The 25,258-nt window shown below is 27.6% G+C and carries 24 protein-coding genes; 14 read left to right on the forward strand and 10 right to left on the reverse strand.

What is annotated here, in order from left to right; genetic code table 11:
• Positions 1–19 precede the first annotated feature (19 nt).
• Both AFAEC_RS07910 and AFAEC_RS07915 read right to left on the reverse strand, forming a co-directional pair.
• Positions 20–1,696 (reverse strand): ShlB/FhaC/HecB family hemolysin secretion/activation protein, encoded by a 1,677-nt coding sequence (locus AFAEC_RS07910; protein ID WP_051487463.1) that lies wholly within the window; start codon positions 1,694–1,696, stop codon positions 20–22.
• Positions 1,697–1,704: 8 nt separating this feature from the next.
• Positions 1,705–5,379: a GLUG motif-containing protein gene (locus AFAEC_RS07915; protein ID WP_034216144.1), complete on the reverse strand. Its 3,675-nt coding sequence runs from the start codon at positions 5,377–5,379 to the stop codon at positions 1,705–1,707.
• Between the two features lie 163 nt (positions 5,380–5,542).
• On the opposite strand from AFAEC_RS07915, the gene AFAEC_RS07920 reads away from it, so the two are divergent.
• Positions 5,543–6,538 carry a helix-turn-helix transcriptional regulator gene (locus AFAEC_RS07920; protein WP_026805290.1) on the forward strand — a complete coding sequence of 332 codons (996 nt, stop codon included), beginning with the start codon at positions 5,543–5,545 and terminating at the stop codon, positions 6,536–6,538.
• Positions 6,539–6,605: 67 nt separating this feature from the next.
• Positions 6,606–7,016: a hypothetical protein gene (locus AFAEC_RS07925; protein ID WP_026805289.1), complete on the forward strand. Its 411-nt coding sequence runs from the start codon at positions 6,606–6,608 to the stop codon at positions 7,014–7,016.
• 18 nt (positions 7,017–7,034) lie between these two features.
• Here the strand turns inward: AFAEC_RS07925 and nth are convergent, their stop codons facing one another.
• Positions 7,035–7,685 carry an endonuclease III gene (nth, locus tag AFAEC_RS07930; protein ID WP_034216139.1) on the reverse strand — a complete coding sequence of 217 codons (651 nt, stop codon included), beginning with the start codon at positions 7,683–7,685 and terminating at the stop codon, positions 7,035–7,037.
• Between the two features lie 4 nt (positions 7,686–7,689).
• Positions 7,690–9,663: an excinuclease ABC subunit UvrB gene (gene uvrB, locus AFAEC_RS07935; protein ID WP_026805287.1), complete on the reverse strand. Its 1,974-nt coding sequence runs from the start codon at positions 9,661–9,663 to the stop codon at positions 7,690–7,692.
• An 85-nt stretch (positions 9,664–9,748) separates the two neighbouring features.
• On the opposite strand from uvrB, the gene AFAEC_RS07940 reads away from it, so the two are divergent.
• Complete coding sequence (locus AFAEC_RS07940) at positions 9,749–10,150, forward strand: cell division protein SepF (RefSeq protein ID WP_026805286.1); 402 nt, start codon at positions 9,749–9,751, stop codon at positions 10,148–10,150.
• 4 nt (positions 10,151–10,154) lie between these two features.
• On the opposite strand, the gene AFAEC_RS07945 is transcribed toward AFAEC_RS07940, so the two are convergent.
• A complete protein-coding gene (locus AFAEC_RS07945) occupies positions 10,155–10,853 on the reverse strand; it encodes a UDP-2,3-diacylglucosamine diphosphatase (RefSeq protein ID WP_026805285.1) in 699 nt (232 codons plus the stop codon).
• Position 10,854: 1 nt separating this feature from the next.
• Positions 10,855–11,340, reverse strand: a complete 486-nt coding sequence (greA, locus tag AFAEC_RS07950) for a transcription elongation factor GreA (RefSeq protein ID WP_026805284.1) — start codon at positions 11,338–11,340, stop codon at positions 10,855–10,857.
• Positions 11,341–11,401: 61 nt separating this feature from the next.
• Between greA and AFAEC_RS07955 the strand changes: the two genes are divergently transcribed.
• Both AFAEC_RS07955 and AFAEC_RS07960 read left to right on the forward strand, forming a co-directional pair.
• A complete protein-coding gene (locus AFAEC_RS07955) occupies positions 11,402–12,052 on the forward strand; it encodes a tRNA threonylcarbamoyladenosine dehydratase (protein WP_026805283.1) in 651 nt (216 codons plus the stop codon).
• A 63-nt stretch (positions 12,053–12,115) separates the two neighbouring features.
• The gene (locus AFAEC_RS07960; protein ID WP_026805282.1) at positions 12,116–13,024 is read left to right on the forward strand and encodes a chemotaxis protein CheV; all 909 of its coding nucleotides are present in this window, start codon (positions 12,116–12,118) and stop codon (positions 13,022–13,024) included.
• 40 nt (positions 13,025–13,064) lie between these two features.
• On the opposite strand, the gene argH is transcribed toward AFAEC_RS07960, so the two are convergent.
• A complete protein-coding gene (argH, locus tag AFAEC_RS07965; protein ID WP_026805281.1) occupies positions 13,065–14,459 on the reverse strand; it encodes an argininosuccinate lyase in 1,395 nt (464 codons plus the stop codon).
• 97 nt (positions 14,460–14,556) lie between these two features.
• On the opposite strand from argH, the gene AFAEC_RS07970 reads away from it, so the two are divergent.
• The gene (locus AFAEC_RS07970; RefSeq protein WP_026805280.1) at positions 14,557–15,804 is read left to right on the forward strand and encodes a GGDEF domain-containing protein; all 1,248 of its coding nucleotides are present in this window, start codon (positions 14,557–14,559) and stop codon (positions 15,802–15,804) included.
• Between the two features lie 15 nt (positions 15,805–15,819).
• Here AFAEC_RS07970 and AFAEC_RS07975 read toward each other — a convergent pair whose 3' ends face one another.
• On the reverse strand, positions 15,820–16,455 hold the full coding sequence (locus AFAEC_RS07975; RefSeq protein WP_026805279.1) for a CBS domain-containing protein: 636 nt from the start codon (positions 16,453–16,455) through the stop codon (positions 15,820–15,822).
• A gap of 78 nt (positions 16,456–16,533) precedes the next feature.
• Positions 16,534–17,478 (reverse strand): NifU family protein, encoded by a 945-nt coding sequence (locus AFAEC_RS07980; protein ID WP_034216135.1) that lies wholly within the window; start codon positions 17,476–17,478, stop codon positions 16,534–16,536.
• A gap of 224 nt (positions 17,479–17,702) precedes the next feature.
• On the opposite strand from AFAEC_RS07980, the gene sufB reads away from it, so the two are divergent.
• Genes sufB through AFAEC_RS08010 form a run of 6 tightly spaced genes read left to right on the forward strand, consistent with a single transcriptional unit; the run spans position 17,703 to position 22,892 of the window.
• Positions 17,703–19,139, forward strand: a complete 1,437-nt coding sequence (sufB, locus tag AFAEC_RS07985; protein ID WP_026805277.1) for a Fe-S cluster assembly protein SufB — start codon at positions 17,703–17,705, stop codon at positions 19,137–19,139.
• A 2-nt stretch (positions 19,140–19,141) separates the two neighbouring features.
• Positions 19,142–19,915 (forward strand): Fe-S cluster assembly ATPase SufC, encoded by a 774-nt coding sequence (sufC, locus tag AFAEC_RS07990; protein ID WP_034216132.1) that lies wholly within the window; start codon positions 19,142–19,144, stop codon positions 19,913–19,915.
• Entirely contained in the window at positions 19,902–20,933 is a 1,032-nt protein-coding gene (locus AFAEC_RS07995) for a SufD family Fe-S cluster assembly protein (RefSeq protein ID WP_026805275.1), read from the forward strand. The genes sufC and AFAEC_RS07995 overlap by 14 nt, the downstream gene beginning before the upstream one ends.
• Positions 20,934–20,935: 2 nt before the next feature.
• Positions 20,936–22,123 (forward strand): aminotransferase class V-fold PLP-dependent enzyme, encoded by a 1,188-nt coding sequence (locus AFAEC_RS08000; protein ID WP_026805274.1) that lies wholly within the window; start codon positions 20,936–20,938, stop codon positions 22,121–22,123.
• Position 22,124: 1 nt separating this feature from the next.
• Positions 22,125–22,532 (forward strand): SufE family protein, encoded by a 408-nt coding sequence (locus AFAEC_RS08005; RefSeq protein WP_026805273.1) that lies wholly within the window; start codon positions 22,125–22,127, stop codon positions 22,530–22,532.
• Positions 22,533–22,541: 9 nt separating this feature from the next.
• Positions 22,542–22,892, forward strand: coding sequence for a metal-sulfur cluster assembly factor (locus AFAEC_RS08010; protein ID WP_026805272.1), 351 nt, complete (start codon positions 22,542–22,544; stop codon positions 22,890–22,892).
• Between the two features lie 78 nt (positions 22,893–22,970).
• On the opposite strand, the gene AFAEC_RS08015 is transcribed toward AFAEC_RS08010, so the two are convergent.
• The gene (locus AFAEC_RS08015; protein ID WP_026805271.1) at positions 22,971–23,228 is read right to left on the reverse strand and encodes a helix-turn-helix domain-containing protein; all 258 of its coding nucleotides are present in this window, start codon (positions 23,226–23,228) and stop codon (positions 22,971–22,973) included.
• A 92-nt stretch (positions 23,229–23,320) separates the two neighbouring features.
• On the opposite strand from AFAEC_RS08015, the gene AFAEC_RS08020 reads away from it, so the two are divergent.
• Both AFAEC_RS08020 and AFAEC_RS08025 read left to right on the forward strand, forming a co-directional pair.
• Positions 23,321–24,145, forward strand: coding sequence for an HDOD domain-containing protein (locus tag AFAEC_RS08020; RefSeq protein WP_172658641.1), 825 nt, complete (start codon positions 23,321–23,323; stop codon positions 24,143–24,145).
• Positions 24,146–24,313: 168 nt separating this feature from the next.
• Complete coding sequence (locus tag AFAEC_RS08025; RefSeq protein ID WP_172658642.1) at positions 24,314–25,135, forward strand: HDOD domain-containing protein; 822 nt, start codon at positions 24,314–24,316, stop codon at positions 25,133–25,135.
• Positions 25,136–25,258 lie beyond the last annotated feature (123 nt).

Below are 25,258 nucleotides of genomic sequence, written 5' to 3' on the forward strand. Positions count from 1 at the left end.
TTCTAGTTTTTTATGTAGGTTAAAATCTATAAAATGCTTGTGCTAAGATTTTACTTTTATTTGTAGAGAATTCTGCTTCAGTTTGTGGAGTTGAGTCTTTACCAAAACCATAAGCATAAGTAGTTCTAAAACTAAAGTTTTTGTAGTTTAAATCATATCCAATACCAACATCATTTATAGTTCTATCATTTTTTTCATCATTAAATCTATCTTCATTTTTCCAAACTCTTGCATTGTCTATAAAAATTGAAGTATGGTGGTTATATGAAATAGAACTAGGAAGTGCATAAATCAAATCTAAACTAAGTACATACCCTTGATCTCCACTTAATTCACTATCTTCATAAGCTCTAACTCCACTTGCTCCACCAACACTTAAATCCTCACTAGAATCTAAGTTTTTACCAAAACTTTTTTGAGTTCTAAGAGCAGTTTTCAAAGATAGATTTTGAGTTATTAGTTGATTATGAATAATATCTAAATTTAATTTTGCATAATTTCCTTGTGTATTTATCAACTCATCATCTATTTTTGCTTGGTCATTATCAAGGCTTACTCTACCAAGAGTTAAACCAACATTTGTATATAGTCTTCCACTTTTTGAGAAAAAGTTTGTTCCTCTTTTTTCATCATATCTTAAAGTTATAGAATTTAGACTTTTGTTATTTTTAGTTGTATTGCCACTTAAACCACTAGAATCACTTAATTTTCTAAAGCTATAATCAAGTGCTATATTTTGTGATAGAGTTCTTGTTTTCTCAATAGGATAGAGTAAACTTGCTACAACATTATCAACCAAACCAAAAGCATCATAGTTTGAAATATGGTCTAACTTATATTTTGTTTTTGAATAACTAATATTTCCTATAAATCCAGAGTATCCCAAAGCTCTTTCATATCCAACATAGCCATTTTTTAAATTTGCTGTATTTGAAAGAATCCCTGCAACACTTAGTTTATCTCCACTTCCAGTTATACTATTTACATCAACTCCTGCACTAAGTCTATATTGTCCTGTGTATCTACTTCCATAATTATCTGCAACTGCATAGCCACCAAGTCTATTTGTAGGTTCAGTCATGATAATAAAATCACTAGTTCCAACAGCACTTCCTGGTTGAACCTCTGCACTAGTGATGATAACTCCACTTAAATCATTTATAAGTAACATCTGTCTTTCTAAAGAGCTTGATGAAACTGTTTGACCATTTTTCAAATAATCCATATAACCTTTGATTTTGTCATCATTTACCAAAGAGCTATTTTTTATAGTAGAATTTCCATAAGTTCCTTCTATAATAGCTATTTGCACAATACCATCTTTTATCTTTTGCTCTGGCAAATATGCTTTTGCCACAAAATATCCACTATCTCTATAATATTTTGTGATAACAGAAGTTATCTCTTTTAGTTTGTTTAAACCTAACTCTTGATTTTTATATGGCTCTATAAGTTTTGCTAAAACTTCACTTGAAATAGCACTATTTCCACTAAATGTAAAATCTTTTACCAAAGTTGTAAAACTATCAGTTGCTACTAAAGGTGCTTTATAATCAGATTTTACTTCTGGTAAAGCCTTTGTTTCTTCTTCAAACTTTGGTTTTTCAACTTGTCTATAAATATCTCCAGCATTTGGAATATTTGCTCCTAATACAAAAGTTGTTGCAATAATTGAGAGTGTAACTATTTTATTCATTTTATTCCTTATTTTTTATCTTCTACTACATAAAGTTCTTGACTAACACCATTTGGTAAAGATACTCCACCATTTACAAGTTGTACAAAACTATCTGGACTTAAAGCAACTCTTACTTCACTTAGTGAATTTGAAGTCATCAAAGTAGCTAAATCTACCGATGATAGTGGAGTTTCTGCTCCTGTTTGTCCTACTAAAGTTAGTTTAGTATCTTTTGAAACATTACTATCTAAGTTTGAGTTTGTATTTCTAATAGCACTATTTAGTTGAGTATTAAAACTATTTAATCCACTACTACTCAAAGAGTTTTTATTTAGTGAGTTATTTACAAAAATATTATTTGTAAAGTTTGAGTTTGTATTGGCATTTGACACACTATTTGTAATAGTTATACCATTTATAATACTTGCTACAAGATTATTTAATCTATTATTTGCCACTTGTTCACTATTGTTTGGATTTTCAGGGTTCTCTGGGTTTGGATTTTCAGGGTTCTCTGTATTTGGGTTTTCAGGGTTCTCTGTATTTGGATTTGTACCTATAACCCATACATAATCATTTCTATTTTCTTGCCAAGAAAGAATAGGATAATCTAATGCCATATTATTATCACCAATTATATCCCAAGCAGAAAAAGTATCTATATCTTGAAGTTCGGTAGTTGTTTTTCCTACATTATTGCTATCTTCAGTTAAATCTGGATTTTTTGTTTTATCATAAAATGAGTTTGTGATTGTTGCATCAAAGTTATTATTATTCATTCCTACTAATCCACCTACATTTTCAGCTCCAGATACTTCTCCTGAGGCATAAGAATTTTCAATTATTCCCATACTACCCCCAACTAATCCTCCTGTATTTATACCATTGCCCTGTACATCTCCAGAGGCATAAGAGTTTGAAATTGTTCCAGCACTCCCCCCAACTAATCCTCCAGTTTGATTATTGCCAGTTACATTTCCAGTTGAGTAAGAAGTTACTATACTTCCAGATACATGAAGCCCAACAAATCCCCCTACATATTCACTTCCAGTCACAGTTCCAGTTGCATAAGAGTTTTTGATATTTCCATTATTAAATCCAATAAACCCTCCTATATTTTGGTCATCACCATATACAGTTCCAGTTGCATAAGAGTTTTCGATATTTCCAAATACATTAAGCCCAATAAATCCTCCTATCTTTTCACTTCCAATTACAGTTCCAGTTGCATAAGAGTTTGAAATTGTTCCACCAAATATATTTCCAACTAATCCTCCTGTATTATGGTCACTTCCAGTTACAGTTCCAGTTGCATAAGAGTTTTCGATATCTCCCTCAGCATATCCAATCAATCCTCCAATACTTATATTCCCAGTTACATCTCCAGAGGCATAAGAGTTTTTAATTTCAACTTTACTTACTCCAACCAAACCTCCAACTTGAATAGAACCTTCTACATCTCCAGTTGCATAAGAGTTTTCGATATCTCCATATTCAGCATAACCAATAAGCCCTCCTACAGAACTATTTCCAGTTACATTTCCAGTTGCATAATTGTCTTTAGTTTGTCCATCATAATTACTAAGTTCCCCAACTAATCCTCCAACTTCATCATTACCTGTTACATTTCCAGTAGCATAAGAGTTTTCAATTACATTTTCGTTGCTGTAACCAACTAATCCTCCAACTTTATCATTAGCTGTTACATTTCCAGTAGCATAAGAGTTTTCGATATTTCCATATTCAGCATAACCAACTAATCCTCCTATATTATTGCCACTTCCATTTATATTTCCAGAGGCATAAGAGTTTTCAATATTTCCATATTTAGCATAACCAACTAATCCTCCTATACTATCGCCACTTCCATTTATATTTCCAGAGGCATGAGAGTTTTCAATATTTCCATTGTTAGTATAACCAACTAATCCCCCTACATATTCACTTCCATTTATATTTCCAGTGGCATAAGAGTTTTTAATTATTACTTCACTATAACCAACTAATCCTCCAACTCTATAATGACCTACGACATTTCCAGTTACATGAGAGTTTTCAATTACTCCTTCACCATATCCAATTAAACCTCCTACTGATCTGTACCCTTTTACATTTACATTAATTAAACCTATATTTTTTATAAGTGAACTAGATCCTGTCCAAGCAAAAAATCCTTGGTAATAAGCATATTCATTGTCTATTGTAAGATTTGAGATAGTATGTCCTAAACCATCAAAATTTCCATTAAAATCTTCTATTGGAGTCCAATTTGACGAGCCTAATGCAACATCTGCAAGAGTAATATCATCACCTAAAGCAATATTTCCACCTAGATTAGCATTCATATAACTTTGTAAAGTTGAATCTGTATTTATAACTGCATAATTCTTTTGTGTATCATTTCCTTTTTTTGTAGCAAAATTAGCATTAGGTACATCTGTTAATTCTTGTAGCTTTACCTTTCCGTTTGCTCCAAAATAGTAGTTAGCATCTGTATTATTTGTATCTCTTCCATAGTGAAGTCCAAGTTTTCCACCAGCTCCACTTGAGGCATCAATAGTAGCATTTATATAGATATTATTGTCAGCAACTAGATACAAACGGTTTCCACTTGACCAAGTGATATTATCATTTACATATACATTACCATTTCCACCACTTGTTCCATTTGTTGACTCTATTATAAAAGTAGCCGTATTAACTAAGGCATTAGATACAGCAGTTCCAGTCATATTTCCACCACTTGAAGCTATTGTAAAATCAGCTGGGTCTATTAAATATTTATCTGCTTTTATCTTAAAACTATCAGCTATATTTACCACATCTCCAGAAGTCTCCACAAAGCTTCCATCTGCGATTATCTCTCCATCTATATTTGCTGTTCCACCATGAGCAAAGAGTATTACCTCACCTTTTTCATTTACACTTAAAGTTTTTGCTTCTATTACTCCACTATTATTTACCATTCCATCAAGTACACTATTTACAGCTTTTGTTGTAAGATATACTTTTCCACCATCTGCTTTTATAACTCCTTTATTCTCTACTAAAGCATTAAAAGTACCCTCATCAATAGTAAGATTTACAAGTGAGTTTCCATTTAGATTTAGAGTTATTTTATCTCCACTTGAAAGTTCAACTCTTCCTAAATTTACTTGAATAACTCCCTCATTTACAACTTCATTTCCCAAAAGTACTACATAAGAAGCATTTATCTCACCTTTATTTATTATAGAGTTTGTACTATTTCCACTAAACACATAGTTATCGTTTTCAAAGTCGCTGTTTGAGATATTTTTTGTAGTTGCTATTAAACCACCTACATTTATTTGTGAGCCTTGATTAAAAACTACACCATTTGGATTTACAAGTATTACTTGACCATTTGCATTCATTGCACCATCAATTATAGACTTTGTAGCTCCAACAACTCTATTTAGAGTAACAGAGCTAGAGTTTGGTTGATTAAAATTTACAGTTTCATTTTTTGAAATATCAAACTTTTGCCAATTTATAGTGGCTTTTTGAGTCGATTGGTTTATATTTGTAGTATTTCCACTTTGATTTATAGTGGCAGTTCCATTTACTACATTTCCACCACTAGGTGCTGCAAAAAGAGTTGTAGTTGTAATCATACCACTTATAACTAAAGCTATTTTTCCACCTTTTAGAATTCTAAAATTGTTTTTATAATTTATCACATTCTCTCCTTTAAGATTTTGTGGCAAATTTTAGAAAAAACTATAAACTTTAGATATAAAGAAAACGAACTTTTTTAAATTTTATATATTTCGTTTTTTTGCTAAAATAGTTTTTATTTTTTATATATAATAGAGCAAATTTTTATGAAAAGTTTTGGAGAATATGGAAAAATTAATCTTTGGGGATAAATTTGCAACAACAAATACAAACTCTCAAGTTGTTGCTACACAACTATCCAAAATTGTTCCATCTTTACAATATTTTGAAGCTATTTCAGATAAAAGTTTTAGTTCAAAAACTTTTTCTACTTCTATAAATAGTCTTAAAATCTCAGCAAATTATATCTCTCCTTTTAGAGTAAGTGCAAATTCAAGTAGTGAATATACTTTGATGATACCTATAAAAGGAAAATGTACAACAACAGTAGAAAATAAAAACTTTGTTTGGGATAATAAAAGTTTTGCTTACTGTAAACCAAGATGTGAAGCAAAAAGTATCTCTTTAATTCCTAGAAATTTTGTTTTGATAGATTTGGATATACAAAGATTTCATGAAACTTCAAAAACTATGTTAGGTGAACAAAGTGATAAATTTTTACACAATTTTGAAAATCCAAGCTTAATACCACTTTTATATAAAAATATCTCATTTGATACTATGTTAAAACAGCTCTTTTATAGTTTAAATAGTAATTTAGAGGATATTACTATACTTGAAAAAGCAAAATTTGATGAGCTAATATATAGAACTTTGGTTTTTATGTTTATGCCAGAAAGGTTTTATAAAGATGATATTTACAGCACAAAAAAAGCTACAATCTCGACTTCTATGTGTAAACTTGTAGAGGAACTAAAAAATGAAGATTTTTTTGCTTTTATGACTTTGAGTGATTTAGAAAAATTTTTTGACCAAAGTACAAGAAACTTACAACTAATTTTTAATAAATACTATGGTTGCACTCCTACACAATTTTTAAGAGAGCAAAAATTAAGATATGCTTCAAGAGTTATAAGAGAAACAGATGGAAATATAAATGTTACAAAACTAGCTATTGAAACAGGATTTTATAACTTCTCACTATTTTCAAAATACTATAAAACATATTTTGGAGTAAACCCAAAAGATAGTATTAAAAATTTTAAAAAACTGAAATTTTAAAAACATTTTGCAAAGCTTTGATATAATCGAAATTTATTTGAAAGAATTAATCAAAAAAAGGTTTAAAATGCAAATTATTATTACTATTTCAATCTTACTTATAGTTGCTACAATTATTATCTATAAAGTAAATGATAAATTTGAAAAAAGAGAGTTTATAATCTTTTTGGCAGTTATTTTAATTGCAACTATTGGATTTTTATTTTATGAAAACAAAAGTGAAAACTACCTTCCAAATCTATTTATAAAAAAGTATGAAAAAGAGTATAACACAACAATTAAAAGCTTAGATTATGAACTTTTAAATAATAAAGTAGTATCAAGTAAAGATAAATTCATCTATAAATTTACATATACAATTTTAAAAGAAAATAGTGAATTTTTATGTACTTTAAATAATGTTGAAATACACAAAATAAAAAATGAGTATATTTTTGTAAACTTTTCACAACTAAAAGAGGAGTGTCTGAAAAGATAACTCATTTTTTTTATTAGTTTAAGCTGGTTTAAAACCGCTTTTACTTTTACAAACTTGAGGAAAATAACACTTATCACACTCTGGTTTTACTGCTTTACAAATATATCTTCCAAATAAAACCATAGCTTGATGAAAAATATGTAAATCATTACCTTTTAACTTTTTCACCAAATCTGCTTCAGTTAAAGTTACATTTTTAGCATCACTAAGCCCTAATCTATGAGAAACTCTAAAAACATGGGTATCAACCGCCATAAGATTTTCTTGCTTATACTCTATCATAAAAACATTAGCTGTCTTATTTCCAACACCTGCTAATTTCATCAACTCTTTTTGATTATGTGGGATTTTCCCTTCATAATTTTCTATTACACTTTGAGCCATTTTTATAATATTTTGTGCTTTATTATTAAAAAAAGAGCAAGAGTTTATAATCTTTTTAACATCTTCAAGATTTGCAAAAGCTAACTCATGAACACTTGGGTATTTTTCAAAAAGTGCTGGAGTTATGATATTTACTCTTTTATCTGTACATTGAGCTGAAAGAATAATAGCTATTAATAACTCATAATCATTTCTATAATTAAGCTCTGTTACAGCATTACTATAATTTTCTAAAAATGCTTGTTTTATTATCTCTATATCTTGTTTTGTTGCTTTTTTTACCATAATTTTATATATCCTTAATCTTTGCTATCTCATCTCTAAGTCGTATAGCCTCTTCAAAGTTCAAATCACTTGCTGCTTTTTTCATCTGTTTATTTAACTCTAAAAGAAGTTTTTTTCGCTCACTTGCTGGCATTTTTTCAACTCTTTGTTTTTTAAGTGCTACTGTATCATACTCTTCAAGTTTTAAGTTTTGGTCAAGTTTTCTTGTAGTTGATTTTGGAGTGATATTATGCTCTTTGTTAAACTCTTCTTGAAGTTTTCTTCTTCTATTTGTCTCATCAATTGCAAACTGCATAGAAGCTGTAATCTTTTGAGCAAATAAAATAACCCTTCCATTTTCATTTCTAGCAGCTCTTCCAATAGTTTGAATAAGTGAAGTCTTACTTCTTAAAAAACCTTCTTTATCGGCATCAAGTATAGCAACAAGTGAAGTTTCAGGAATATCTAAACCTTCTCTTAAAAGATTTATTCCTATAAGTACATCAAAAGTTCCAAGTCTAAGCTCTCTTATAATTTGATTTCTCTCAATAGCATCAATTTCACTATGCATATATTTTACTTTTATTCCCAAATCAGCATAATAACTAGCTAACTCTTCAGCCATCTTTTTTGTCAAAACTGTAACTAAAACTCTCTCATTTTTTGCGATAGTTTTTTTAATCTCATCATGAAGTTTTTCAACTTGAAATTGACTATCCATTATCTCAATAATTGGGTCAAGTAACCCAGTTGGTCGTATTATTTGCTCAGCTACAACACTACTTAATTCCAATTCTAATTCATTTGGAGTTGCACTAACAAATACATAATTTGGAGCTTTTTTTATAAACTCATCAAATTTAAGTGGTCTGTTATCAAGTGCAGATGGCAGTCTAAATCCATACTCAACTAAAACCTCTTTTCTACTTCTATCAGCGACATGCATTCCTCTAAATTGACTCAAAGATACATGAGACTCATCAACAACAAGCAAAAAATCTTTATCCATTTGAGCAAAATAATCAAGTAAAGAGTATGGAGTTTCACCTGGTTTTAATCCTGTTAAATGCCTTGCATAGTTTTCTATTCCCTTACACATTCCTGTTGCTTCAATCATCTCTAAATCAAACTCAACTCTTTGTTTTAGTCTTTGATACTCTACAAGCTTATTCTCTTTTTGATAGAAATTTAATCTATCTTCAAGCTCTTCTTCTATTTGCTTAACAGCTGTTGCCAAATTTTCAGAAGTTACAACAAAGGGATTTACTGAATAAATAATCGCCTCTTTTAAATCTTTTACTTTTGCATTTGTTATATATTCATATTTTGTGATACTTTCAACCTCATCACCAAAAAATTCAACTCTAATAAACTCATCTTCAAAATATGCAGGAAAGATATCTATGACATCACCATTTACTCTAAAATCAGCTCTATCGAAGAATTTATCATTTCGTTTATAACCCATTTCAATTAGTTTTAATAAAAATGTCTTTTGTGAATACTCAAAACCCACTTCAATTCTCTGAACCATCGCTTTATATTCACTTGGATTTCCTAAACCATAATTTGCTGAAACTGAAGCAATTACAATAACATCATCAAAAGATAAAAGTGAAGCAGTGGCACTAAGTCTTAGCCTTTCTAGTTCTTCATTTATAGAACTATCTTTTTCTATAAACAAATCACTTCTAGGAATATAAGCTTCTGGCTGGTAGTAGTCATAATAAGAGATAAAATACTCCACATGATTATTTGGAAAAAACTGTTTAAATTCACTATAAAGTTGAGCAGCTAAAGTTTTATTATGAGTCATAATAAGTGTTGGTTTTTGTACCTTCTCTATCACTTTTGCAATAGTATAAGTTTTTCCACTTCCTGTAACTCCTAAAAGTGTGTTATACTGATTTCCAGCTTCTATTGAACTACTTAAAGCCTCTATTGCTTTTGGTTGATCTCCTGCTGGACTATAATCACTTACTACTTCAAATTTTGCCAAAATATATTCCTATAAAATCTAAATTAAAAGCTTGAATTTATCAAAATAAGCTTAAAATATATTAAAATTTATAAAAAGGTTTTGTGTGTCTATTTTTGCTTTACAATCTCATGCTGGTGGATTTTTAGATGAAGATTTAGTACATTTTAATAAAAAATTTGATGATTGGTGCATACAATTTAGCAATTATGAAGATGCTATGCAAATAGTAAAAACCCTTGAAAATCCTAGAAATATAGATATAGTTGAGATTACTCCACTTACTTATCCAAAATATTTTTTCAAAGATTTACAAGGTACTATTTATGCCACAAGACAAATTGAAGATAATATTGTTTGTGTAGTTGAGCCAAATATTGGTGCAAATTTTAGAATCGCTATTTGTAATTTAAAGACAAGAAATGTACATCTAACAAAAACTTCATATAAAACTATTCCAAGTATTGAAAATGCTTTTGCAAACTTTGTGGAAAATAGTTTACATTAAATTTTCAAATATCTTTATTTAGAAATAGTCCATTTTTAAAAACTGTATAACTTTTCTGACAACATAAAGATGGAACATTTATATACTCTTTATTTTTAAAAGCATATCTATTCCCTTGATGATAATGCCCTTCTATAACTATATTACTCTCATAGTTATCTAATCTTTTTTCCACAATTTTTTCAAAATCTAAAATATTATGACAAATATTTTTACTCAATAAAGCTTTTTCAAGTTTTTTTGAAATAAAAAAGTTTATATCTATAAAATTCATAAATTTTAAAAAAGAACTATTTCTTATAATCTTACAAAATAGTTCATATTTCCAATCCAAAAAATTATCTCCATGCGATAAAGCTACTTTTTTCTCTTCTATTTCTACAAAAAAAGGCTGATTTTCTCTTTTTAAGACCTTTATATTGGGAAATAGTTTTTGTAAATTAAAATCATGATTTCCTTCTAAATAAACAATTTCCAAATTCGTAGATAATTTATTTAAAAGATTTATAACTTCAATATTTTGTTTTATAAAATATTTGCATTCACAAGATAAAAAATCAAAATTATCACCCATTAAAAATATTTGAGAAGCATTAATCTCTTTTTTTTCTAATCCCTCTAAAATAGTTTTAAATTCTTGATTTTTTTCATTGTAATGAGAGTCTGCTATAAAAATAGCATTCTCTTTTAAAATAAGACTCAATTTATAGCTCTAACTCTTTAAAATATACTTTTAAAACTTCAAAAGTTTTTTTCCCACCAGGAAGTGTTGCTGTAAATTCATCACCTTCAACTTTTCCCATAAGTTGTTTTGCTAATGGAGAGTTAAAAGAGATTAAACCTTTTTCAACATTTGATTCAACTCCACCAACAATAGTATAAGTAAACTCATCTTCACTATCAACATCTATTAAATTTATTGTTGAACCAAAACTAACCCTATCATGTGGTAAGATAGAAGGATCAACTATAACTGCTTTTGAAATAGTATTACTAAGTTCTGCAATTTGTACATCTATAAGTTTTAACTTTTCTTTAGCAGAGTGATACTCAGCATTCTCTTTTAAATCCCCTAATTGCCTTGCTTCATCAAGTGCAATTACAGTTTCTGGTCTTTCACTACTTTTTAAAAACTCTAATTCACTTGTTACTTTATTATATCCAGCAAGTGTCATTGGCTCTTTATCCATCACATCTCCAATAAATATTTTTGTGTTATAATATCCAAAATTTAGTAAAGAAGATTTAAATATGCAATATAGTAGAACAAAAATGCTTTTTGGAGAAGAGGCTTTAAAAAAATTCCAAGAGACAAAAATAATACTTTTTGGAGTTGGAGGAATTGGAAGTTTTGCTCTTGATGCCTTATATAATACAGGAATTACAAATATAACAATAGTTGATTTTGATACCTATGAAGCTTCAAATCAAAATAGACAACTAGGAAGCCATGGAAATATTGGAAGAGTTAAAGTTGAAGTTTTAAAAGAAAGATATCCAGAAGTTACTCCAATTTGTGTAAAAGTTACACCAGAGTGGATAGATAATTTTGATTTTTCATCTTATGATTATATTTTAGATGCAATTGATGATATTACACCAAAAGTTCACTTAATAAAAAAACATTTTACAAAAATAATAAGCACTGGTGGTGGAGCAAAAAGAATAGACCCAACAAAAATAGAGTATAAATCAATTTGGGAAACTTATAATGATAAATTTATAAAAAAAGTAAGAGAAGAGTTAAAAAAACAAGGTTTCAAGAAAAAATTCAAAGTAATTTTTTCAACAGAAGTTCCTCTTTGTGTAGAAAAAGGTAGTTTTGAAGGTGTTACAGCATCTTTTGGATTAATGATGGCATCTGTTACTATTCAAAAAATAGTTAAGAAATTGCAAAAATAACTTAAAGTTACTCAAAGTTTAAAATTTATATAATATTTTACTTATACATTAAAAAGGATTTACATGAGCGGTATTAGTGGTAGTGTTGAGCAAATGACACAAGGGCATTTGCGAAATGTTCAACAATTAGCAGTATTTTACACTGGTCATAATAATATTTACGCAATCAATATAGCAAAAGTTAAAGCTTTTATAATAACTGAGGAAGTTGCAATAAATGATACTCCAAGAGATACAAATATTATTGCTGGAATTGCTACAATTAGAGGTGAGCCTGTAACTTTAATCAATCTTGATGCTTGGCTTGGACAAACACCATTAGATATAAAAGAGTATAAACTTATAATTTTTTGTGAATTTAATCATAAAAAAATTGGTTTCTTAATAAAAGATATGCTCGATATCGTAGAAAAAACAACTCAAGATTTAAGACACACTGAAGAGACAAATTCAAAAATAACTTATACAACATATGTAAAAGTAAATAATAAAGATGAACTTTGTACAGTATTTAATGCTGAACAACTTTTAAGAGATATTAAATGGACAGATGATGGTGAAGATGATGTTAGAAAATATGTTGTTGGAAAAATCGACTCTTCAAAAGTTATTTTAGCTGCTGAAGATTCAGGCGTTGCAAGAGAAGTTTTAACTAAATTCTTTAAACAAACTGGAGTTAGATATGAAGTTTATACAAATGGAACTCTACTTTTACAAAGAATTGAAGAGTTAAATCCTGAGCAAATAGGTATGATTTTAACTGATATAGAAATGCCAGGAACTGATGGTTATCAAGTTGCATCATTTGTAAAAAATAGTAAAAAATATGAGCATATTCCAGTGATTGTAAACTCATCTATGACAACAGATGCAGTAAGAGGAAAGATGAGTCAAATTGGAGTTGAAGGGTTCGTAGGGAAAACAGATATCAACTCTTTATATGATTTAACAAAAAAATTCCTTTTAAAATAAAATCTTTTAAAATTTATAAACTAAGGAAAAAATCCTTAGTTTATAATACTTCTTTTAACCAATTATTAAAACTATCAATTTGAATTTCTGTTTGTTTTGTAGATGTTCCACCAAAAGAGTTTCTACTATTCATTGAATTTTCTAAACTTAAATATGAAACTATCTCTTCATCAATATTTTCAAGCTCTTTTGATGAATTTCTAATCTCTGTAATAGTTAATTCACTAATATCTTTATTCAAACTATTTGCTTTTTGTACAACCTCTTTTGTAAGATAATAAGCTTCACGAAATGGCATATTTTGTTTTTGTACTAAATAATCAGCTAAATCTGTTGCTGTTAAATGCCCTATTTTAGAGGCTTCTAACATATTATCTTCAAGTATAGTCATAGTTTTTATAACTTCATTTAAAATAGAAAGTGAAATCTCAATAGTCTCAACCGAGTCAAAAACACCCTCTTTATCCTCTTGTGTATCTTTATTATATGCTAATGGAAGTGATTTCATAACAGTTAATAAAGAGATTAAATTTCCATAAACTCTTCCAGTTTTTCCTCTTAGAAGTTCAGGAACATCTGGATTTTTCTTTTGTGGCATAATAGAACTTGTTGTTGCATACATATCACTCATTCTTATAAATCTGAACTCATAAGATGACCATAAAATAAGCTCTTCTGAAATACGACTAATATGCATCATAGTTGTAGAGATATTAAATAAAAGCTCCAAAGCAAAATCTCTATTAGAGACTGTATCCATAGCATTTTGTGTAGGAGCACAAAATCCTAAAAGTTCTGCTGTTTTAAATCTATCAATATTATGTGGTGTTCCAGCTAATGCAGCACTTCCTAGTGGTGAAAAATTATTCCTCTCATAAGAAGAATTAAATCTTTCAAAATCCCTTTTAAACATATTTGCATAAGCCATCATATGGTATCCAAAATTAATTGGTTGAGCATGTTGTAAGTGAGTCATTCCTGGCATTATAGTTTTTGTATGTTTTGAAGCTAAATTGACAAAAGTTTCAATAAGAGTTAAAAGTTGTTTCTCTATAGATTTTGTTTTCTCTTGTACATATAAAGTAAAATCTGTACAAACTTGGTCATTTCTACTTCTTGCAGTATGAAGTCTTTTCCCTGCATCTCCAATAATTTGCGTAAGTCTATTCTCAACTGCCATATGAATATCTTCATACTCTAAAGAAAATTTAAACTTTCCATTTTCTATCTCTTCTAAAACTTGTAGAAGCCCTTTTTCTATCAACTTTTGTTCATCATTTGAAATAATATTTTGTAAAGCTAACATTTTTGAGTGAGCAATTGAACCTCTTATATCTTGAGAATATAACTTCTTATCAAACATAATTGAAGCATTAAACTGGTCTAAAAGTTCAGCATTTGTATTTTTCAAAATTTGGTTATTTTTTTGTACCATATTATAATTCCTATCGAATTTTTATTAAAATATTAAGGTTTAATTATATCATAAATGGTTATAATCTTAGACTTTTATACAAATTCAAGGCTTTAGTTTGAAAAATATTAAAGATATTACAAAAAATACACTGGCAAATCTATCTAAAAAAGGAATATCAACTACTCCTGAAAATTATTTTATAGAGTTTAAAGATCAAGCTTATGACTTAAATACAGATATCGAAGAGATAAATCTATTTGAAATCCTAAAAAACTCTATTTCAGAAGATGAAACAGAAGATATAGAGATAAAATCATATAATGACCTTGTAAAAATTCTTCAAAAAAGAGTTCCAACAGAAGATTTAAAAAAACTAATAATTGCTTTAAATGATATACTAAAACCATCTGTAAACTTTGATATGATTGAAGAAATAGAAATATTTATATCAAAACTTTTAGAAAAACCAAAAGATTTAACTTCAACTGAAACTATTAAAACACTTAAAAAGCTATCAAAACGAAGAGTTTCAAATGATAGACAAGTTTTAAAAGAGAAGACTGAAGATATTATGAAATTAACTTCACTTATGAGTAGATATTTTGATAAAACTCTAACTGATGGAGTTAATTCAAATGAGGAAATCATAAAAATAAAAGATGAACTAATATCTCTTGATATATCAAAATTTTCACATAGAGAACTAAGAATTGTTCAAAAAAAATTAATAGACACAATTTTCAAAATTGAAGCTACACTAAATAAAAATAAACAGATATTAGTAGATAATAAAGAGAAATTTGATTATCTAAACAAACAAATTGAAGAGCTTCAAAAAGAGCTTATTTTAGTAAAAGAAGAGCATCAAGTTGATTATCTAACATCTTTATTAAATAGAAGAGCTTATGATTATGAAGTTGAAAAAATGGAGAGAAAATATCTAGTATTTCACTCAAATTTTGCAATTATATTTTATGATATTGACCATTTTAAAGATATAAATGACAAGTATGGTCACGCTTGTGGAGATGCTGTTTTAAAAAGTTTTGCAAAAATTCTAAAAGAGCTAACTAGAAAAGAAGATGTTATTGCAAGATATGGTGGTGAGGAGTTTGTAGCTTTAATTCACTATCAAGATGAAATTGAAGTTTCAAGATATGTAAAAAGGGTAAAAAATACTATAAAAGATACAAGTTTTATCTATAGTAATAATAAAATAAAACTTACTTTTTCAGCTGGTATTAGTTTTAGAAATAAATATGATACTTTTTCTGAAGCAAAAAAACGAGCTGATGAGCTACTTTATAAAGCAAAAAACCAAGGTAGAGATATAATCTTTTTAGATAATAATGAAGAGCTTTAAAATTTAAAACTAATTTTAGCTCCAAATCTCTAACTGTGGAATACAAGACATAGCTTTAAAAATATAACTTTTTGAAATTATTCCTTTTAAAAGTCCTTCTTCATTAACAACTGCCATAGTGCCTATTTCAAAATCGAACATTATTTTTATCACATCTTTTAGTTCAGAATCTGGATTTGTTGTAATAATTTCAGGAAAACTAATATCCTTTAATCTTCTATTTAAAAGTAAATTTGGCTCATCTAAATTTTGCATTAATAAAGATAAGATAAATTTTGCATCTATTAAACCAACAATCTTTTTATCTATTGTTGTCACTGGAATTTGTGCAGTTTTTTTATCTTTTAAAAGTTCATAAGCCTCTTTTATAGTATGACTATTATCTATATATAAGAGATCTTGGCTCATTATATCTCTTACAAAAAAAAACTGATTACCTTGATTTATTTGTGATATCTTTTTATATGATGATAAAAATTGCTCTTGCTTCTTTTTTTCACCATTTTGATCTTGTTTATTTTGAAAATCTTTTACTGAATCCTCTTTAGGATCAAATGTAAATTTCGTAGTTTCATTAATATTTTTTACATTATATAAATTTTCTGTTGAACTTTTATAATCTACTATTCCATTATTATATATTGTAAACATATTAACTCCTTTTAGCAGTTTTATAAATAATAGTAAAAAATTGCTTCTTTTACTATTAAATATTATTAAAAGAGAAATTTATATAGGTAAGACTCTTATATTTTCATCAATTTTTCTTTGTAGAATCGACTCAATCGCATAAAGTGTTCCCATACTTCCTGCACTACAACCACTACAAGCACCTAAATATCTAATATATAAATCATAATGTGGTGCTGATTCAACAATATCTAAAATCTCCATATTCCCACCATCCATAATAAGCATAGGTCTTACATCTTCATCTAAAATATCTTCAATTAACTCTATTCTTTGCTCTTTTGTCATATTTTCAAAAGTAGAGTTACTATAACTTGGTTCTTCTTTACTCTGCTCTTTTATCTCTTCTAAAGTTTGTTCTAAAATATCATTTAAATAAATCTCTTTATCTTCCAAGCCACCCTCATTTTTACAGGATTTACAGAAAATTCCAGCTTTTGTAATATTACCTATTTCCTCAACTGTAGTTATCGAAAAATCTTTTATTGCTTGTTTTATAACTCCTAAAGTAACTCTAGCACACTCACAAACAATATAATCATCTTCAAAATCATTCATATCTCTTTTTTCTGAGTTCAAAGCAGCTTTTTTAAGCACAACAAAATTTGTAAATTTTTCGTGTAATTCAATTATACTAAGAGCTGGTATTTGTGGTTCATCTCTTAGGGCAAATTCAACATCAGTCTTAAATAAATTTGCTACTTTTTCAACACTTTTAAAGATACATAGTTCTGTCATCATATCATTTAAAGCAAGTAATAAACCACCTGTAAATGATTTAAACTTTGCCCTTACAATAATATTATCTTTATTTACTGCCCAATACATTCTAATTGTATCAGCTCCATTTGTTTCAAAATCAGCAACAACAAGCCTACAGCCTAACTCTTTTGCTTCAAGTCTTGTAATTTCACCAATATTTTTTGGGTCATTAATTCTACTTTCTATCTTTTTTGAGTAAATCTCTTCTATATCATTTATCATAAAAATTCCATTATTTATTTTATCTTTCTAATATTTTATAAAAAATGGGATAAAATTTGTCTTAATTTTAAATCCCGATAATTTCGCAACTTTTTAAATTAAAATCTAATATTTTCTTCATTTATTAGATTTTATGTCTTTACATTATATACTTATTTTGATATTATTCAAATCAGGATAATTTTAGTCCTAATTTAAAATCAAATAAATTTTACGGAGAAGTCATGAGTGACAATCAAGAATTACATGACATTATAAACAAAGATTATAAACTTGGCTTTGAAACTTTAGTTCAAAGTGATACCTTTGCTAAAGGTTTAAATGAAGATGTGATAAGAGCTATTAGTGCAAAAAAAGAAGAGCCAGAGTTTTTACTAGATTTTAGACTTAAAGCCTATGAAAAATGGCTAAAAATGGAAGAACCTGCTTGGACAAACTTACAATACCCAAAGATTGATTATCAAGATTATGCTTACTATTCAGCACCTAAAAAACCTCTTGGTTCTTTAGATGAAGTAGATCCTGAAATTCTTAAAACTTATGAGAAACTAGGGATTCCACTTGAAGAGCAAAAAATGTTAGCTGGAGTTGCTGTTGATGCTGTCTTTGACTCTGTTTCAATAAAAACTACATATCAAGAAGAGCTTGAAAAATTAGGAATTATATTTTGCTCTATTAGTGAAGCATCACATAGATTCCCAGAACTTGTAAAAACTTATTTAGCAAGTGTTGTTCCTGTAACTGATAACTATTTTGCAGCACTAAATAGTGCAGTATTTACAGATGGAAGTTTTGTATATATTCCAAAAAATACAAGATGTCCAATGGAATTATCAACATATTTTAGAATAAATGCTTTAAATACTGGACAATTTGAAAGAACTTTAATTATCTGTGATGAAGGAAGTTATGTATCTTATAATGAAGGTTGTTCTGCTCCAAGCAGAGACGATAGACAACTTCATGCTGCCGTTGTTGAATTAGTTGCACTTAAAAATGGTCATATAAAATATTCAACTATTCAAAACTGGTATCCTGGAGATGACACAGGAAAAGGTGGAATACTAAATTTTGTTACAAAAAGAGCCTTATGTAAAGGTGATAACTCAAAAGTATCTTGGACTCAAGTAGAGACTGGTTCATCAATTACATGGAAATATCCATCTTGTGTACTTCAAGGAGATAATAGTGTAGGAGAGTTCTACTCTGTTGCAGTTACTTCACGAGCTCAACAAGCTGATACTGGTACAAAAATGATACACTTAGGAAAAAATACAAAATCTACAATCATCTCAAAAGGTATTTCTGCTATGAAAGGTGTAAATGCGTATAGAGGATTGGTTCGAGTTGGGAAAAATGCACACAATGCTAGAAATATCTCTGAGTGTGATTCACTTTTAATTGGACATAAGTGTCAAGCACATACATATCCATACCATGAGATAAGAAATAGTAGTGCAAATATAGAACATGAAGCTACTACATCAAAAATCTCTGATGAGCAACTATTCTACTTAAATCAAAGAGGAATAGATGAAGAAGACGCTATTGCTATGATTGTAAATGGTTTTTGTAAAGAGGTTTTAAAAGAGTTACCAATGGAGTTTGCTGCTGAAGCAAAAGAGTTATTAAATATTTCACTAGAAGGAAGTGTAGGTTAATTATGAGTACAAATAAAACATTATTAAAAATTGAAGATTTAAAAGTAAGTATAAATGATAATGAGATTTTAAAAGGGCTAAATTTAGAGATAAAAGAGGGTGAAGTTCATGCTTTAATGGGTGTAAATGGTGCAGGAAAATCAACTTTAGTTAAAACTCTTGCTGCACATTATGACTGTAATGTAACAGATGGAAAAGTTACTTTTAAAAATAAAGATTTATTAGAGTTAGATGTATCAGAAAGAGCAAATGAAGGTATTTTTATGAGTTTTCAAAGCCCTGTTGAAGTTGCTGGTGTAAATAATAGCTACTTTTTAAGAACAGCTATGAATGCAAAAAGAGCCTATCAAGGAAAAGAAGAGCTCGATGCAATGCAATTTTTAAAACTTGTAAAAGAGGAAACTTCAAAGTTTGATATAGATAGAAAACTTTTACAAAGAGATTTAAATGATGGCTTTAGTGGTGGTGAGAAAAAAAGAAATGAGTTAGTTCAACTTTTAATGCTTCAACCAGATTTAATTATGCTTGATGAGATTGATAGTGGACTTGATGTTGATGCTATAAAAATAGTGGCAAATGTTATAAACTCTATGCTAGATGGGAAAAAATCTGTTTTAATGATTACACACTATGATAGACTTTTAGAGCTGATAAAACCTGATTTTGTACATATTTTAAGTGATGGGAAAATAGCTAAAACTGGAGATTATAGTCTAGCACTAGAGCTAGATGAGAAAGGTTTTGAAGCATTAGGAATAAATAATGCAAATAGCTAATATAGAAAATCTAAACCTTCCACAAAAAAGAGAGGAAGAGTTTTTAAAAATAGATTTTGCACCACTTTTTAATTTCGATTTTAAAGAGCATAAAACTTTAAATTTTACTCTTGATTTAAAAACTATAAAAGATGATGAAGATTATGAATCAAAACTATTTTCTATTGCAAATAGATTTGATGATACTAAAAAAGTTTTAACTATTGAAAAAGATATAGATGAACCACTAGTTTTAATAAACCATATAAAAGATAATGAAACACTATTTTCAAATAATCTTTTAATTGAAATTAAAAATGGAGTAAAAGCATCTATTATTGAAATTTTTATAAACTCTTCAAAAAACTCATCAATTTTGGCAAATAGAACTATCAAAGTTGAAAAAGATGCAAGTTTAGAGTATATAAAAGTTCAAGATATAGCAACAGAAAATTCGCTTATTTACTCTTGTAAAGTAGTTCAAGATGATAAATCAAATTTAGAAATTTCAAATTTTGAGTTTGGGGATGGATTTTGTGTAAATAGTTTTGAAAATAAAATTGACTCATTAGAAGTAAACTATGAATTAAATGGATTAAATAAGTTAAGAAATAGTACTTCAGTTTCAACTTTAGTAAAAACTACACATAATAATCAAAGTTCAAGAAGTAATATAAACTATAAAAATTCACTTCTTGCTTCTAGTCGAGCCGTTGTAAAAATAAAATCAATAGTTACTCAAAATGGACTTTATTCAAAAGCATTTCAAAACTGTAACTCAATACTTTTAAGTGATGATGCAGTTATTTTTGCTCAACCATTTTTAGAAATTTTTATTGATGAATTAGAAGCTAGTCATGGAACAACAACAGGAACACTAAATAAAGACCAACTTTTATATCTTCAAGCTAGAGGGATAAGTAAAGAAAGAGCATATGAGATGCTTTTAGAAGCATTTGAAAACTCTATAAAAGATAATATAAAAGATGAAAAAATTAAACAATTTTTAGAAGAGTATAAAAAAGAGAGCTATATTTAAAAATGTATAAAAAAGATTTTCCATATTTTGCTAACTCAAAAAGTGTATATTTAGATAATGGATCAACTACTCAAAAACCTCAAAGTGTAATTGATGCAACAGTTGATTACTACTCAATTTATTGTTCAAACACTCATAGAAGTAGTTTTGGTGATGCAAATAAAGCAACAACTCAGTTTGAAAATACAAGAGAAGTTTTACAAAAATTTATAAATGCAAATAAAAAAGAGGAGATTATTTTTACAAGTGGTGTTACACAAAGTATAAATTTTATAGCCTCTTCTTTTGGAAAGAAATTTAAAAATATCATTATTTCAAGTCTTGAACACCATGCAAATATTGTACCTTGGCATATGCAAGGACGAGTTTTAGGTAAAGGACTTGAAGTTGTAAATTGTAATAAAAATTTTGATTTTGATTTTATACATTTTGAAGAACTTTTAAAAGCAAATCCAAACTCATTTGTAAGTATTGCACATGTTACAAATGCTTTTGGAAAAGTTCATGATATAAAAAAAATTATCTCATTAGCACATAAATATGAGTGCCCAGTTATGATTGATGGAGCTCAAAGTTTAAGTAGTTTTAAAATAGATGTACAAGAACTTGATTGTGATTTTTTTGCTATTTCAGGACATAAAACTTTTGGACCAACTGGAGTTGGAGCTATTTATATAAAAGAGAAATTCCACAATTTAGTAGATCCTTACCAAACAGGTGGAGCAACTATAAATATAGTTGATTTAGAAAAAGGAAGCACTTTTTTACCAAGCCCTTATAAATTTGAAGCTGGAACTCAAAATATTGCTGGAGTTATAGCATTTGCTAAATCTTTAGAGTATATAGAACTTATTGGTTATGAAACTATACAAAAAAGAAAAGATGAACTTATAAAATATCTTGATAGTGAACTAAAAAAACTACCAGATATAATTTTTTACAACGATTTAGAAGATTGTAGCGGAACTAGAAGTTTTAACTTCAAAGAAATTATGCATGATGATATATCTATTTTACTTGATAAAATGGGGATAGCTGTAAGAGTTGGTCATCATTGTGCTCAACCAATTATGAAAAAACTTGGAATTAAAGGTACTATTAGAGTTAGTTTAGCTTTTTATAATGATTTTGAAGATATAGATAAACTAATTTCAAGTTTAAAAAGAGCAATGAGTATGCTAAAGGATTAAAATGAGTATAGAAAAAAGAGTCGCAAATATAAAAGAGGATTTAGAGTTTTTTGATGAAGAGTTAGCTAAATATGAATATATTATTGATTTAGGGAAAAAACTTCCTCCTTTTGATGAAAAAAATCAAATTCCTGAAAATATAGTTCATGGTTGTACTTCTCAAGTTTGGTTAATTTGTGAAAAAAAAGATGATAAACTATTTTTTTATGGTACAAGTGATGCAATTATAGTAAAAGGTTTAGTTTATATCATTTTAGATATTTTTTCTAATTCTTCAATAGAAGAGTTAAAGAAAGTTGATATGGATATAGTAAAAGAGTTAAATTTAAGTGAGGTTATAACTCCAAATAGACAAAGTGGAGTTATTGGGATGATAAAAAAAATAAAAGAGTATGCTTTAAAATATTAAGGAAAAATTATGAATGAGATTTTTAATAAAGAAGAGATAAAAGAGAAAATTATAGAGAATTTAAAAAAGGTTTATGACCCAGAAATTCCTGTAGATATTTATAATTTAGGACTTATATATAATATTGAGCTTGAAGAGAGAGAAAATTATCTCTTTTGTGAGATAGATATGACGCTTACAAGCCCTGCTTGTCCAGTTGCAGATAGTTTACTTGAGCAAGTAAGATATGTAGCTATGGCAGTTGATGAAGTCGATGAAGCTAAAGTAAATTTAGTTTTTGAACCTGTGTGGGAACCATTTATGATGAGTGAAGATGCAAAAGAGATTATGGGAGCAAGTGGAGCTGCTATCTCTTGGTAAAATAAGAACGACTTCTATTTCTTTGGTATATTAATCTAAAATATACCAAAAAATACAAATTCTCTTAAAATATTTAAATTAATTATCATTTATTTCAAAAAATTTCTCTATTTTAATATCAAGAATTTTACTAATTTTATATAAATGTTCGATATTAAAATGCTTTCCGTTTGTACAAGGTTCACAAGCAGAAACTAAACTAACAGATTTATTCCCCATCTCAAAAGATAAATCTAATTGAGTTAAACCTCTTAAAAGCCTATATTTTCTTACATTTTTTCCAACAATTTTATAAAATTCTTCTATTTCTTCGCCCGAAAAATCATATTTTGTCACAAAAAACCCACTATAGTAATTTATTTTTATCTAAGTCTATTTTTAATATAGTTCTACCACAAACCACTATAGTAGTTTCATAAGGAGCATTTATGTTAAATAAAATAATTAAGAAGATAGATAATTTACCACCTCTACCTCAAACCATAACAAAAATTGAAGAATTTAGAAAAAAGCCCGAAAAAGATTCAGAAGAGTTACTAAAAATAATTGAAAAAGATGCTTTAATTGTCTCAACTTTACTAAAAATTGCAAACTCTGCAATGTTTGGTTTTCGCTCTAAAGTTGAAACTCCAAGTAGAATAATAAATTTATTAGGAATAAATTTTACAATTTATATTACAATAAATGAGACTATACAAAATCTTTTAAAAACAGACTTAGAACCTTATCAAATTACTGCTGATGATTTTATGGAAGCTTCTAATATAGCATCAATTTTTGCAAATGTTTGGTTATCAAAAATAGATAATGAGTCAAAAGAAGAGATGATATTAGCCTCTTTACTACAAGAGACGGGAAAATTTATCTTAGCAGAGTTAATAATTTCAAATAACAAAACAAAAGAGTTTATAGATTTAATTAATAGTGGAGAAGATTTAACAAAAATTGAACAAGAAATTTTAGAAACAACTACCTCTAAAACAACAGCAGAAATTTTTAAACATTGGAAATTAAGTTCAAACTTAGTAAAAATGATTGAATTTGTTGATGATATAGAAAATTGTGAAGAAGAGTATAAACAAAAAGCTCAAATATTAAATATTATTAAAACTATTTGTAATCCAAAAGAGTTATTTACAGAAAAAAGTATAGAAAAAGCCCTATTTAAATCTGATAAATATAATTTTGATAAAAAACTTTTAGCTGAATCAATTATTTTTGTTAGAGATAGAATTAACAAAGTTAACTATTAATTAAAGATATAGTTTAAAAAGTTTTACTAATTTATAAATTTCTTCTATCTTTAACATAAAAATAATATTTTATAAGAAATTTTACTATAATAATTTATTTTTATTCAAGCCTATTTTTAATATAGTTCTATATATAAATAACTATACAAAATTACACAAGGAAGACTTTTGTTAAATAAAATAATTAAAAAGATAGATAATCTACCACCTCTACCTCAAACCATAATAAAAATTGAAGAATTTAGGAAAAAACCTGAAAAAGATTCAGAAGAGCTACTAAAAATAATTGAAAAAGATGCTTTAATTGTCTCAACTTTACTAAAAATTGCAAACTCTGCAATGTTCGGTTTTCGTTCTAAAGTTGAAACTCCAAGTAGAATAATAAATTTATTAGGAATAAATTTTACAATTTATATTACAATAAATGAAACTATACAAAATATTTTAAAAACAGACTTAGAACCTTACCAAATTACTGCTGATGATTTTATGGAAGCTTCTAATATAGCATCAATTTTTGCAAATGTTTGGTTATCAAAAATAGATAATGAGTCAAAAGAAGAGATGATATTAGCCTCTTTACTACAAGAGACGGGAAAATTTATCTTAGCAGAGTTAATAATTTCAAATAACAAAACAAAAGAGTTTATAGATTTAATTAATAGTGGAGAAGATTTAACAAAAATTGAACAAGAAATTTTAGAAACAACTACCTCTAAAACAACAGCAGAAATTTTTAAACATTGGAAATTAAGTTCAAACTTAGTAAAAATGATTGAATTTGTTGATGATATAGAAAATTGTGAAGAAGAGTATAAACAAAAAGCTCAAATATTAAATATTATTAAAACTGTTTGTAATCCAAAAGAGTTATTTACAGAAAAAAGTATAGAAAAAGCCCTATTTAAATCTGATAAATATAATTTTGATAAAAAACTTTTAGCTGAATCAATTATTTTTGTTAGAGATAAAATTAGAGGAGTAAATTAAAAGATTTATTTCCTCTAAACTATTTGCTATTAAATATATTTTAGCAATATTCAACAATTTATTTAACAAAAATTAAGAAGAATAAAACAAAAAAATACCCTAAAATTTCATTAATAATTTTTT

The sequence above is a fragment of the Aliarcobacter faecis genome (genome assembly GCF_013201705.1).
In the GTDB taxonomy this organism is placed as follows: Bacteria; Campylobacterota; Campylobacteria; order Campylobacterales; family Arcobacteraceae; genus Aliarcobacter; species Aliarcobacter faecis.